Here is a 12,838-nt window from a genome sequence, read left to right as displayed (position 1 = left end):
CTTTCGACTCGCGAGGTACCAGACCGCACGGCGGGTTCCGTACGGCATGTCTTACGGTGTTGCCTGCTCAGCAACTGTCGTCTGCTCGACGTATCGGCGCAACGCCTTTGTGTCGAGCGCTCCCGGGGCGCGCAGTGCCCGCGTGAACGCCCGGCGGCGTACCGCCTGGTCGAGACAGACCAGTGCGGGGTGTACGTACGCACCCCGGCCGGGCAGCGTACCGCGATGATCGGGGACGCATGCGCCCTCGACCGCCACGATGCGCAGCAGATCCGTCTTGGCCGTCCGCTCCCGGCACCCCACACAGGTGCGTTCAGGGCATACTCGGGCGTGCGTCCGGCCAGACACAGTTAAGTCTACCTCCCCGCGGCGACCTCACCCCTTTGGGGCAGGAATCGAACAGTTGCCGCGCGTATATCTGACGTGATCTGAACGTGCTGCGGTCTGGATCTATTCCCCGGGCTGCTCGGTGTCCGGCCGGATGTCGATCCGCCAGCCGGTGAGCCGGGCGGCGAGCCGGGCGTTCTGCCCTTCCTTGCCGATCGCCAGCGACAGCTGGTAGTCCGGCACGGTCACCCGGGCGGACCGGGCGGCCATGTCCACGACCTCCACCTTGGACACCCGGGCGGGTGACAGCGCGTTCGCGACCATCTCCGCCGGGTCGTCCGACCAGTCGACGATGTCGATCTTCTCACCGTTCAGCTCGCCCATCACGTTGCGCACCCGGCCGCCCATGGGGCCGATGCAGGCGCCCTTGGCGTTCAGACCCGAACGGGTGGAGCGGACGGCGATCTTCGTACGGTGACCGGCCTCACGTGCGATCGCGGCGATCTCCACGGATCCGTCGGCGATCTCCGGCACCTCGAGCGCGAAGAGCTTCTTCACCAGATTGGGATGTGTGCGCGAGAGGGTGACCGACGGTCCGCGGACGCCCTTCGCCACCCGGACGACGTAGCTGCGCAGCCGCATGCCGTGCGGGTAGGTCTCCCCCGGCACCTGCTCCTGCACCGGGAGGATGGCCTCCAGCTTGCCGATGTCGACCAGCACGCTCTTCGGGTCGCGGCCCTGCTGGACCACGCCGGTGACGATGTCGCCCTCGCGGCCGGCGTACTCGCCGAGCGTCGCGTCGTCCTCGGCGTCGCGCAGCCGCTGCAGGATGACCTGCTTGGCGGTGGTGGCGGCGATACGGCCGAAGCCGGACGGGGTGTCGTCGAACTCGCGGGGCTCCTGGCCCTCCTCGAGGTCCTCGGGGTCCTCCTTCGCCCACACGGTCACATGCCCGGTCTCCCGGTTGAGCTCCACGCGCGCGTGACGGCGGCTTCCCTCGGTGCGGTGGTAGGCGATGAGGAGGGCCGACTCGATCGCCTCGACCAGCAGGTCGAAGGAGATCTCCTTCTCCCGAACCAAGCCCCGCAGGGCACTCATGTCGATGTCCACGGCTACGCCTCCTCTTCCTTCTCGTCCTTGTCCTTGCGGTTGAACTCGACCTGCACGCGCGCCTTGGCGATGTCCGGGAAGCCGAGTCTGCGGGCCTGGGGCTTGCGGCCCTTCACTCCGGGCACTTCGAGGTCGAGGCCCTCGTCGTCGACCGTCAGGATCCGGGCGACCAGTTCGCCGCCCTCGGCCAGCTGGAACTTCGCCAGCCGGCCGACGGCGCGCATGTAGTGCCGCTGTTCCGTCAGGAGGCGCTCCGCGCCCGGGGTTCCGACCTCCAGGTCGTACGCGCCCTCACCCATCGCGTCGCTCTCGTCGAGCTTCGCCGAGAGCGCGCGGCTCACATCGGCGATCTGGTCCAGGTCCGCCCCGGTGTCGGAGTCGACGACGACGCGCAGCACCCGCTTGCGTCCGACGGAGTCCACGGCGATCTCCTCGAGATCCAGGCCCTGGGAAGCGACGAGCGGTTCCAGGAGCTCTCGCAGCCTCTCGCTCTGGGTGGTGCTCATCCGGGTGACTCCTCGGCCGCGTGTGCTGTTGTGGGATGGGTCGCGTGTCTGATCAAAGGGTATCGGGTCGCGCGGGGTGTTGCCGTCCACCTGCGTCCGGCCGGTGCCGATGACCGGTGCCGGGCGGGGGCGCGGGTACGGTGATCACGGGCCCGCGGCCCACCCGGTTGTCCGTGGTTCGTTTGTCCGTGGTTCGTTCGTACGAGTTCTCCGAGGACGTCTGCCGTGCCGTTCCCCTCACCGCCGCGCACTCCCTCGGGCGTGCGCAGAAGGAGCCTGTTCGTCTCGGCGGCCTCGGCCGCCCTGCTGGCCGGCTGCTCCACCGATCCCGATGCCGCGGGCAGCGGCGGCAGTCCGTCGGTCACCGCGCGGGCACGCGCGCGTGCCGCCCGGGACAGCCGGGGGCTCGCCGAACGGTACGACGCCGTGATCGCCGCCCATCCGGCGCTGGCGGGCCGGCTGCGGCCACTGCGGGCACAGGCCGCGGCGCACGCCGAGGCGTTCGGGGGCGGTGCGCCGGCCGCGTCGCGCTCCCCGGAGACTTCCGCCGCCGTCCCGGAGGCCGAGAAGGACGCCCTCGCCGCCCTCGCCGCCGCCGAGCGGGCGCTCGCCGACCGGAGGGCCAAGGCCCTGCTGACGGTGGAGGGCGAGCTGGCGCGGCTGCTGGCCTCGGTGGCGGCCGCGGGAGCTGCGCACGCGTATCTGCTGACGGAGGGCGGCAAGTGAGCGACGAGACCAAGGGCGCCGAGCTCAAGGCCCTGCAGGCGGCGCTGGCCGCCGAGCACGCGGCCGTGTACGGGTACGGCGTCGTGGGCGGGCGGATCCGTGCTGAGCGGCGCGCGGACGCACGGGCGGCGTACGACGCTCATCGGGCGCGCCGGGACGCGCTGGTGCGTGCGGTGCGGGACCTGGGCGGCGCCCCGGTGGCCGCGGACGCGGCGTACGCGCTGCCGTTCCCGGTGCCGGACTCCGCGGCGGCGGTCCGGCTCGCCGCCGAGCTGGAGGAACGCGTGGCCGGGGTGTACTCCGACCTGGTGCGGGCGAGCACGGGCGGGCGGCGCGGCGAGGCGGCCGGGGCGCTGCGGGAGGCGGCGGTGCGGGCGGTGCGCTGGCGCGGGGAGAGCGTAGCCTTCCCTGGTCTCGCCGAACGGGCCGGTGACGGGGCCGGTACGTCGGCGACCCCGGGCCCGGCCGCGGCCTCGGCGACAGCGACGGCATGACCCGACAGCCCAGGAAGGAACGGCTCGCGCATGGCTTTCGAACCGCCGCAGCGTCTCGTCAGAGCGCTCGGTGAGACGGCACCGGACGGTGACGGCTGGCTGACGCGGCTGCCGGAGACCGTGCGGCAGGCCGTCGCGCTACGCGAGTTGACCGTCGAGCGGGTGCAGGTGCCCGGTGGCCGCAGCAGCCTGGTCGTGCTGGTGCGCCGGGCCGACGGGAGCCCCGCGGTGCTGAAGCTGGCCCCGCCCCGGGCGCGGCCGGAGGCGGAGCGGGCGGCGCTCGCGCGCTGGGACGGCCTGGGCGCCGTGCAGCTGCTGGAAACCGACGGGACCACGGGGGTGCTGCTGCTCGAACGGCTGCACCCGGACGTGTCCGTGCGGTCGCTGCCCGAGGCGAAGGCGCTGCTGGAGGCGGCGGGGACGCTGCGCCGGCTGTGGGTGGAGCCCCCCGCGGATCACGCTTTCGAGACCGTCGCCGGGCGGACCGGCCGGCAGGCCGAGGCGATGCGGGCGAGCGCGACGGCCGACGCCGAGGCGGCCCCGCTGGTCGAGGCGGCGCTCACGGCCCGCGAGGAGCTGCTGGCCGCGCCGCCGGAGCACCGGCTGCTGCACGGCACCTTCCGGCAGAGCAAGGTGCTCGCCGGGGAGCGGATGCCGTGGCTGGCGGTGGGTCCGGACCCGCTGGTCGGCGAGTGCGCCTTCGACCTGGCCCGTCTGGTCCGGGACCGGGTGGAGGACCTGATCGCCACGCCGTCGGGGGCGGCCACCACCCGGCGGCGGGTGAAGCGGCTCGCCGAGTCGCTGGACGTGGACCAGGAGCGGTTGCGCGGCTGGACTCTCTTCCGGGCGGTGGAGTCCGGGGTCCGGGCCCGGCGGGTGGGCCGGGAGCGGGACGCGGAGCTGCTGCTGGAGTTCGCGGGCTGGCTCTGACCGGCGGCCGGTTTTCCCGAGCCGCTGCCGCGGCACCTCGTTCCCCGGCTGTCATGGCCGTTCCCCCGCCGTAGTCGCGATGACGTTGTGTCACGCACTACGGTCGGGGAACGGCCTGAGAGAAGTCTGCGCGGCGCCCGTACGCCTCGGCACAACTCTCTGAGTACTTCCTTCGACCGGTCGGTCAGGCGGTGAGGCGGGCGATCGCCTCGTCCACCGTCAGCTCCTCGCGCTCACCGCTGCGGCGGTCCTTCAGCTCCAGGACGCCCTCGGCGGAGCGGCGGCCCGCGACCAGGATCTGCGGTACGCCGATGAGTTCGGCGTCGGTGAACTTCACGCCCGGGGAGACGCCGGCCCGGTCGTCGACCAGGACGCGCAGGCCGGCGGCGGCCAGCTTCCCGGAGACCTCCAGGGCCAGCTCGGTCTGCAGTGCCTTGCCAGCGGCGACGACGTGCACGTCCGCCGGGGCGACCTCCTTGGGCCACACCAGGCCGTGCTCGTCGGCGTGCTGCTCGGCGAGGGCGGCGACGGCGCGGGAGACGCCGATGCCGTAGGAGCCCATGGTGACGCGGACCGGCTTGCCGTTCTGGCCGAGGACGTCGAGCTTGAGGGCGTCGGTGTACTTGCGGCCGAGCTGGAAGATGTGGCCGATCTCGATGGCCCGGTCCAGCTTGAGGCCGGTGCCGCACTTCGGGCAGGGGTCGCCCTCCTGCACCACCACGACGTCCACGTACGCGTCGACCTCGAAGTCACGGCCCGCGACCACGTTCTTGGCGTGCGTGTGCTCCTTGTTGGCGCCCGTGATCCACGCGGTGCCGGGGGCCACGCGCGGGTCGGCGATGTAGCGGACCTTCTCGCCCAGGCCCTGCGGGCCGACGTAGCCGCGGACCAGGTCGGGGCGGCCGGTGAAGTCCTCGGCGGTGACCAGTTCGACGGTGGCCGGGGCGAAGTGCGCCTCGACCTTGCCCAGGTCGACCTCGCGGTCGCCGGGCACGCCGACGGCGACGATCTCCCCGCCGACCTTCACCAGCAGGTTCTTCAGGGTGGCGGAGGCCGGGACGCCCAGGGAGGCGGCGAGGGTCTCGATGGTCGGGGTGTCCGGGGTGGGGATCTCCTCGGCGGCGGGGACACCGGTGGCGTCCTGCTCGCGGAGTTCGTAGGTGATCGCCTCGGTGTTGGCGGCGAAGTCGCAGTTCGGGCAGTCCGCGAAGGTGTCCTCGCCGGCGCCGGCCGGGGCGAGGAACTCCTCGGACTTGGAGCCGCCCATGGCGCCGGCGGTGGCGGCGCAGATGCGGTAGTCGAGGCCGAGGCGCTCGAAGACCCGCTGGTAGGCCTGGCGGTGCAGGGCGTAGGAGTGCGCGAGGCCCTCGTCCTCCACGTCGAAGGAGTAGGAGTCCTTCATCAGGAACTCGCGACCGCGCAGGATGCCCGCGCGGGGCCGGGCCTCGTCGCGGAACTTGGTCTGGATCTGGTAGAGGATCACCGGCAGGTCCTTGTAGGAGGACGCCTGGTCCTTCACCAGCAGGGTGAAGATCTCCTCGTGGGTGGGGCCGAGGAGGTAGTCGCCGCCCCTGCGGTCGTGGAGGCGGAACAGCTCGGCGCCGTACTCGTCCCAGCGGCCCGTCGCCTCGTAGGGCTCGCGGGGCAGCAGGGCGGGGAGCAGCACCTCCTGGGCGCCGATGGCGTCCATCTCCTCGCGGACGATCCGCTCCACGTTGGCGAGGACCTTCTTGCCCAGCGGCAGCCAGGTCCAGATGCCGGCGGCGGTGCGGCGGACGTAGCCCGCGCGGACCAGGAGCTTGTGGCTGAGCACCTCGGCGTCGGCCGGGTCGTCGCGCAGCGTTTTCGCCATCAGCTGGGACATGCGCTGGACCGGTGCGTTCGCCATGGTTCTCGTACTCCTGCCGGATGGGGGTCCCCCCCGCTCGAGCGAAGCCGAGAGTGGGGGAGGGTGATGGCTAGGAGGTTAGCCGGGGGGCCGCCCGCGCCGGAAATCCTTACTTGTGGCGCAGGGGCAGCGGGGCGCCCATGACGGCGTACGGCTTCGGGGCGCTCGGGAAGAGCACCTGCCGGGCCAGGTCCTGGTAGCCGAGGGAGTGGTAGAGGCCGCGGGCCGGGCTGTCGGTGTCGATCGCGGAGAGGATCGAGCGGGGCTCGGTGGCGCTGTCGGTGATGGTGGTGATCAGGCCGCGGCCGACGCCGCGGTTCTGGTGGCCGGGGTGGACGTGCAGCTCGGTGATGACGAAGGAGTCGTCGAGCCAGTCGTCGTGGCCGCGCGCCCGCAGATACGGTTCGACGACGGTGGACCACCAGTGGGTGCGGTCGTTGGGCATGCCGTAGACGAACCCGACGAGCCGCCCGTCGGCGGTGGTCGCTCCGAGGGCGCGGGCACCGGGATAGGTCATGTGGCGCAGGACGATCTGGCGGCGTACGGCCACCTCGTCGGCGCCCAGTCCGAAGGCGACGGCCTGCACGGCCAAGGCCTCGTCGATGTGGGCTGGGAGGTCCAGGGTGCCGATCACGACGTCCATGCGGGGAGACTACAGGGGGCCGCCCCGGTGTTGTACGGGGTCAGCCGGTGAGCACGGTGACCACCCGCCGGGTCATGTCCTCGTCGGTGGTGAGCGGAGTGGGCGTGCAGGCGAGCACGAAGCTCAGGCGCTGGTCCCGGGTGGCGAACACACGGGTGCGGTAGCCGTAGTTCTCGCCGGTCTTCCCCCAGAACGTCACGCCGTTCACGGTGGCCTTCTGCAGGCCCATGCTGTAGCGGGCGGGGCTGCCGTCCAGCATGCGCACGTTGTCCGGCGGCATCGTGAAGAGCCGTTCCATCGCCCGCTCCGGCAGCAGCGCGCCCGAGAACAGCGCCTGCTGGAAGCGGAAGAGGTCGTCGACGCTGGAGACCAGTTCGCCCTCGCCCCAGGCGCCGGACTGGTCGAAGACGGTGACGTCCCGGAGCGATCCGTCGGTCATCCGCAGATAGCCGTGCACATGCGGTCCGTGCAACCGCGGGTCGTCGCCGGGTATCAAGGTGCGGTCCAGTCCCAGCGGGCGCAGGAGGCGGGAGTCGATCGCCTCGCCGTAGCGCCGTCCGGTCAGCTCCTCGACGAGCAGGGCGAGCAGTACGTAGTTGATGCCCCGGTATTCCTGCCGGGTGCCCGGCGGGAACTTCAGCGGAGCGTGCGTCACCGTGTCGACCCACTGCTGTGGCGTCCACCGGTCGAACCGGTGGAGCAGGACGGCCTCCGGCGTGCTGAGGTCGGGCATGCCCTGGTGGTCGGGCAGGCCGCTGGTGTGGTTCAGCAGCTGGGCCACGGTGATCCGGGCGAAGTCGGGCGGCAGCAGCCGGGGAAGGTGGCGGCCGATCGGGGCGTCCAGTTCGAGGCGGTGCGCGGCCCACAGCTGCAGGACGACCGTCGCCACGAACACCTTGGTGACGCTGCCGGCCCGGAACCGGTCGGCGGGGTGTAACGCGCGCCCGCCGGCGAGGTCGGCCACTCCGGCCGATCCGTACCAGTGACCGCGATCGCGGGCGACGCGCAGCTGCGCGGAGGTGGCCGGCGGGTGGGAGAGGTCGGAGATCGCGGCGCGCAGGGCGTCCGTGTCCAGAACGGGCGGGCGTCCGGCGCCGGTTGCCGCCCGGGACGTGGTGCTTCCCGCCACGGCGGCCACGGCACCGGCCAGCGAGGCGCCGAGCACGGAACGTCGGGAGATCCACTGAGAGGTCATGGAGATCATGCTGCCGACGCCGTCCCCGCCGGTCATCCGGGATGTCCCTCAGGCGTCCCGGAGGTGCCCCCTCATCCCACCCCGGTGCCGGCGTCCGCTCAGAACAGCACGCTCATGAAGGCGCCGACCTCCTGGAACCCCACCCGCTGGTACGTCCGCCGGGCCGCCGTGTTGAAGTCGTTGACGTACAGGCTCACCACCGGGGCCACGTCCGCCAGGGCGTAGCGCAGGACCGCCGCCATGCCGGGCGCGGCCAGCCCCCTCCCCCGGTACTCCGGAGCCACCCAGACCCCCTGGATCTGGCACGCCTGGGAGGTCGCCGCGCCGATCTCGGCCTTGAAGACGACCTTGCCGTGTTCGTCGATGCGGGCGAACGAGCGGCCGGAGCCGACGAGTTCGGCGACGCGGGCCTGGTAGAGGAGGCCGCCGTCGCCGGCCAGGGGGGAGACGCCCACCTCCTCGGTGAACATCGCCACGCACGCCGGCATGATCGTCTCCATCTCGTCCTTGCGGATGCGGCGGACGTAGGGATCGGCGGCGATGTCGGCGGGCATGCGGTCGGTGACCATGAGGGGCTGGCGGGTGCGGACCTCGCGGGCCGGGCCCCAGTGGGGTTCGAGCAGGCGCCACAGTTCGGTGGTGGACTCGGCGGGGCCGACGATGGAGGAGCAGCGGCGGCCGGCCCGGCGGGCGCGGTCGGCGAAGGCGCGGACGGCCCTGGGGGTGGCGCAGATCGGGACGAGGTTGGCGCCCGCGTAGCACAGGGACGTGAGCATGCCGTCCTCGTACCAGCCCCACATCTCGCCGCCGAGCCGCCAGGGGTCGAGGCCCGCGATCTGGACGCGGGAGGTCACGAAGGCGTTGGCGACCGGCTCGCGGTCGAGGACGGCGAGCGCGGCGTCCAGGTCGCTCGGTTCGAGCACCCGAGAGGTGGTCTGGGTCAACACGTACGGGGCCTCACCCTGAGGGTCTGCTGATCTCCGCACTGTACCTGCCGATGGTGTGACGCGCCGCCCCCGTGAAGGGCGGCGCGATACGGCGGCCGGGTCAGCCGGCCACCGACACCGACGGCTCGCCGGAGGTCACGCCGTCGGCCTCCATCTGCTCGGCGAGCTTCATGGCTTCCTCGATCAGGGTCTCGACGATCTTGGACTCGGGGACGGTCTTGATGACCTCGCCCTTGACGAAGATCTGGCCCTTGCCGTTGCCGGAGGCGACGCCGAGGTCGGCCTCGCGGGCCTCGCCCGGACCGTTGACGACACAGCCCATCACCGCGACGCGCAGCGGGACCTCCATGCCGGTCAGGCCCGCGGTGACCTCTTCGGCCAGCTTGTAGACGTCCACCTGGGCGCGGCCGCAGGACGGGCAGGAGACGATCTCCAGGCCGCGCTGCTTGAGGTTCAGTGACTCCAGGATCTGGTTGCCGACCTTGACCTCCTCCACGGGAGGCGCCGACAGCGAGACGCGGATCGTGTCGCCGATGCCCTGCGAGAGCAGCGCGCCGAACGCGACGGCCGACTTGATCGTGCCCTGGAAGGCGGGACCGGCCTCCGTGACGCCCAGGTGGAGGGGATAGTCGCACTGCTCGGCGAGCTGCCGGTAGGCCTCGATCATCACGACCGGGTCGTTGTGCTTGACGGAGATCTTGATGTCCCGGAAGTCGTGCTCCTCGAAGAGCGAGGCCTCCCACAGGGCGGACTCGACCAGCGCCTCCGGGGTCGCCTTGCCGTACTTCCGCAGCAGCCGCCGGTCCAGCGAGCCCGCGTTGACGCCGATGCGGATCGGCGTGCCGTGCTCCTTCGCCGCCCTCGCGATCTCCTTGACCTTGTCGTCGAACTGCTTGATGTTGCCCGGGTTGACGCGGACGGCGGCGCACCCGGCCTCGATCGCGGCGAAGACGTACTTCGGCTGGAAGTGGATGTCCGCGATCACCGGGATCTGCGACTTGCGGGCGATCGTGGCCAGCGCGTCCGCGTCGTCCTGCGTGGGGCAGGCCACCCGCACGATCTGGCAGCCGGACGCGGTGAGTTCCGCGATCTGCTGGAGCGTGGCGCCGATGTCGGACGTACGGGTCGTGGTCATCGACTGCACCGACACCGGCGCGTCCCCGCCGACCGCCACGGATCCGACCTGGATCTGCCGGCTCTTGCGGCGCTCGGCGAGCTTGGTCGGAACGGACGGCATGCCGAGAGAAATCGCAGTCATCTGCTGTGCAACCCCAAGTAGTGGATCAAGGTCCGGTCCCGTCAGCGTCGGGCTCCAGGCTTCGAGATTACGGCACGGGGCAGCGACCGAGCACATCCCACCCGGGAACCCACCCAATGGGAGGCGGCCCGGAACAAAGTGTTCCGGGCCGCCTCGAAACGGTGCGTGGCTAGGAGATTTTCACCGGGTTAACCACGTCCGCGATCAGCACCAGGATGGTGAAGCAGATGAAGATCCCGGCCACCACATAGGCCACCGGCATCAGCTTCGCCACGTCGAACGGGCCGGGGTCCGGGCGGCGCAGCACCTTCGCGACGTTGCGGCGCAGGGACTCCCACAGGGCGCCCGCGATGTGCCCGCCGTCGAGCGGGAGCAGCGGGAGCATGTTGAACAGGAAGAGGGAGAGGTTGAAGCCCGCGACCAGCATCACGAACATCGCGAGCTGCTGGGTGGGCGGGATGTCGAGGGTGAAGATCTCGCCGCCGACGCGGGCCGCGCCGACCACGCCCATCGGGGAGTCGGGCTGGCGGGGGGCGTCGTTGAAGGCCGCGTCCCACAGCGCCGGGATCTTGCCCGGCAGGGCCGCGATGGAGTCGACGGCCTCGCCGATGCGGTCGCTCATCCAGGTCACCGACTCGCCGAAGTCCTGGCGTACGACGCCGTTGGCGGCGCTGAAGCCGAGGAAGCCGGCCGAGGTGTAGCCCTGGACGATCTGCCCGTGGGAGTCCTTCTTCGCCACCTGGTTCTTGACCAGCGTCGCCTTCAGGGTCACCTCGTGGCCCCCGCGCTCGACGACGATGGGCACCGTCTTGCCGGGGTTGGCGCGGATCAGGTCGGAGAGCCGGTTCCAGTCGTCGGTCCGCACGCCGTCGAAGGAGACGATCTTGTCGCCGGCCTTCAGGCCCGCGGCGGCGGCCGGGGACTCGGGGTCGGAGTTCTTGCAGGTGTTGCGGTTCTCGGTCTGCGAGATCACGCACTTGGAGACCGAGCTGACGGTGGTGGTCTGCTGGGTGACGCCGAAGCCCATCAGCACGGTGAAGAACAGCCCCACCGCGAGGATCAGGTTCATGAACGGGCCCGCGAACATCACGATGACCCGCTTCCACGGGGCGCGCGTGTAGAACATGCGGGTCTCGTCGCCGGGCTTGAGTTCCTCGAAGGCGGCCGAGCGGGCGTCCTCGATCATGCCGCGCCAGGGCGAGGTGGAGCGCGCGCTTATGCGGCCGTCGTCGCCGGGCGGGAACATGCCGATCATGCGGATGTAGCCGCCCATCGGGATCGCCTTGATCCCGTACTCCGTCTCGCCCTTCTTGCGCGACCAGACGGTCGGGCCGAAGCCGACCATGTACTGCGGCACGCGGATGCCGAAGAGCTTGGCGGTGGACAGGTGTCCCAGCTCGTGCCACGCGATGGAGACCAGCAGCCCGAGCGCGAAGACGCCTATGCCGAGGATGAACATCAGGGTCGTCATGCACGCGCCTCCGCGGTCGCCGTGTGCGCTGTCAGTTCCCGGGCCCGGGCTCGTGCCCAGGTCTCCGCCTCGAGGACGTCCGACACCGTGAGCGAGGTTCCCGTCCGGGGGGTGCCGTGCTCCTGGACCACCCGGGTGACGGTCTCCATGATCCCGTTGAACGGGAGCGCGCCGGTGCGGAACGCCTCCACGCACTCCTCGTTGGCCGCATTGAACACCGCCGGGGCGGTACCCGCGAGCTCGCCCACGTGCCGCGCCAGATTCACCGAGGGGAACGCGTCGTTGTCGAGTGGGAAGAACTCCCACGTCGAGGCCTTGCTCCAGTCGAAGGCGGGCGCCGCGTCGGGGACGCGTTCGGGCCAGCCGAGGCCGATGGCGATCGGCCCCCGCATGTCGGGGGGCGTCGCCTGGGCCAGTGTCGATCCGTCCGTGAACTCAACCATCGAGTGGACATACGACTGGGGATGGACGACCACCTCAATGCGGTCGAAGGGAATGTCGTACAGCAGGTGCGCCTCGATGACCTCGAGGCCCTTGTTCACCAGGGTCGCGGAGTTGATCGTGATCACCGGGCCCATGGCCCAGGTGGGGTGCGCCAGGGCGTCCTGGACGGTGACGTCGGCCAGCTGCTCCTTCGTACGGCCGCGGAACGGGCCGCCGGAGGCGGTGACCACCAGCTTGCGTACGTCGGCCCGCGTCCCGGCCGCCAGCGCCTGGAAGAGCGCGGCGTGCTCGGAGTCGACCGGGATGATCTGGCCGGGCTTGGCGAGGGCCTTGACCAGGGGGCCGCCGACGATGAGCGACTCCTTGTTGGCCAGCGCGAGGGTGCGGCCCGCCTCCAGGGCGGCGAGAGTGGGCGCGAGGCCGATGGAGCCGGTGATGCCGTTCAGGACGGTGTGGCAGTCGGAGGCGGCGACCTGGGTGGCCGCGTCGGGTCCGGCGAGGATCTCGGGAAGCGGCTCCCCGGTGCCGTACCGCGCGGTCAGCGCCTCGCGCAGCGCCGGTACGACGTCCTCGCGGGCCACCGCGACGGTGCGCACCCGCAGCCGGTGGGCCTGCTCGGCGAGGAGGGTCACCCGGCCGCCGTTGGCGGAGAGGGCGGTCACCCGGAAGCGGTCGGGGTTGCGCAGCACGAGGTCGATGGCCTGGGTGCCGATGGATCCGGTGGAGCCGAGGATCACCACGTCCTTGGGACCGTCTCCCGCGAGAGGGTCGTAGACGAGGTGCGGGTCGGCGAGTGGCGCCGGACTGGCGGGACTGTCGGTCATCCCTCCATTGTTGCCGCAACCGGCGGCCGGGAGGACAGTGCGTCCCTCGGGCGGGTGCCTTAGCAGGTCTCGTCG

Annotated in this window: 13 protein-coding genes; 3 read left to right on the top strand and 10 right to left on the bottom strand. The window is 71.6% G+C overall.

What is annotated here, in order from left to right; genetic code table 11:
- Positions 1-51: 51 nt before the first annotated feature.
- From ACZ7L0_RS30345 to rimP, 3 genes are all read right to left on the bottom strand, one after another.
- A complete protein-coding gene (locus ACZ7L0_RS30345) occupies positions 52-348 on the bottom strand; it encodes a YlxR family protein (RefSeq protein ID WP_471245706.1) in 297 nt (98 codons plus the stop codon).
- A gap of 102 nt (positions 349-450) precedes the next feature.
- Positions 451-1,437, bottom strand: coding sequence for a transcription termination factor NusA (nusA, locus tag ACZ7L0_RS30340; protein WP_471245705.1), 987 nt, complete (start codon positions 1,435-1,437; stop codon positions 451-453).
- 2 nt (positions 1,438-1,439) lie between these two features.
- On the bottom strand, positions 1,440-1,943 hold the full coding sequence (gene rimP, locus ACZ7L0_RS30335) for a ribosome maturation factor RimP (RefSeq protein ID WP_471245704.1): 504 nt from the start codon (positions 1,941-1,943) through the stop codon (positions 1,440-1,442).
- A gap of 225 nt (positions 1,944-2,168) precedes the next feature.
- Here rimP and ACZ7L0_RS30330 point away from each other — a divergent pair, with 225 nt between their 5' ends.
- The 3 genes from ACZ7L0_RS30330 to ACZ7L0_RS30320 are packed head-to-tail and all read left to right on the top strand — an operon-like array spanning position 2,169 to position 4,093.
- Positions 2,169-2,669, top strand: a complete 501-nt coding sequence (locus ACZ7L0_RS30330; protein ID WP_471245703.1) for a hypothetical protein — start codon at positions 2,169-2,171, stop codon at positions 2,667-2,669.
- Positions 2,666-3,163: a ferritin-like domain-containing protein gene (locus ACZ7L0_RS30325; protein WP_471245702.1), complete on the top strand. Its 498-nt coding sequence runs from the start codon at positions 2,666-2,668 to the stop codon at positions 3,161-3,163. The genes ACZ7L0_RS30330 and ACZ7L0_RS30325 overlap by 4 nt, the downstream gene beginning before the upstream one ends.
- A gap of 30 nt (positions 3,164-3,193) precedes the next feature.
- A complete protein-coding gene (locus ACZ7L0_RS30320; RefSeq protein WP_471245701.1) occupies positions 3,194-4,093 on the top strand; it encodes an aminoglycoside phosphotransferase family protein in 900 nt (299 codons plus the stop codon).
- Positions 4,094-4,277: 184 nt separating this feature from the next.
- On the opposite strand, the gene ACZ7L0_RS30315 is transcribed toward ACZ7L0_RS30320, so the two are convergent.
- From ACZ7L0_RS30315 to dxr, 7 genes are all read right to left on the bottom strand, one after another.
- Entirely contained in the window at positions 4,278-5,981 is a 1,704-nt protein-coding gene (locus ACZ7L0_RS30315) for a proline--tRNA ligase (protein WP_471245700.1), read from the bottom strand.
- A 109-nt stretch (positions 5,982-6,090) separates the two neighbouring features.
- Positions 6,091-6,624, bottom strand: a complete 534-nt coding sequence (locus tag ACZ7L0_RS30310; protein ID WP_471245699.1) for a GNAT family N-acetyltransferase — start codon at positions 6,622-6,624, stop codon at positions 6,091-6,093.
- Between the two features lie 40 nt (positions 6,625-6,664).
- Positions 6,665-7,819 carry a serine hydrolase domain-containing protein gene (locus tag ACZ7L0_RS30305; protein WP_471245698.1) on the bottom strand — a complete coding sequence of 385 codons (1,155 nt, stop codon included), beginning with the start codon at positions 7,817-7,819 and terminating at the stop codon, positions 6,665-6,667.
- A gap of 98 nt (positions 7,820-7,917) precedes the next feature.
- Positions 7,918-8,766 carry a GNAT family N-acetyltransferase gene (locus ACZ7L0_RS30300; RefSeq protein ID WP_471245697.1) on the bottom strand — a complete coding sequence of 283 codons (849 nt, stop codon included), beginning with the start codon at positions 8,764-8,766 and terminating at the stop codon, positions 7,918-7,920.
- A gap of 100 nt (positions 8,767-8,866) precedes the next feature.
- A complete protein-coding gene (gene ispG / locus ACZ7L0_RS30295) occupies positions 8,867-10,024 on the bottom strand; it encodes a flavodoxin-dependent (E)-4-hydroxy-3-methylbut-2-enyl-diphosphate synthase (protein WP_471245696.1) in 1,158 nt (385 codons plus the stop codon).
- A gap of 169 nt (positions 10,025-10,193) precedes the next feature.
- Positions 10,194-11,483, bottom strand: a complete 1,290-nt coding sequence (locus ACZ7L0_RS30290) for a M50 family metallopeptidase (RefSeq protein ID WP_471245746.1) — start codon at positions 11,481-11,483, stop codon at positions 10,194-10,196.
- Between the two features lie 8 nt (positions 11,484-11,491).
- Positions 11,492-12,763: a 1-deoxy-D-xylulose-5-phosphate reductoisomerase gene (dxr, locus tag ACZ7L0_RS30285; RefSeq protein WP_471245695.1), complete on the bottom strand. Its 1,272-nt coding sequence runs from the start codon at positions 12,761-12,763 to the stop codon at positions 11,492-11,494.
- Between the last annotated feature and the right edge of the window lie 75 nt (positions 12,764-12,838).

The organism is Streptomyces sp. NPDC039424, assembly GCF_055639495.1.
This window is presented reverse-complemented; position numbering and strand designations above follow the sequence as displayed.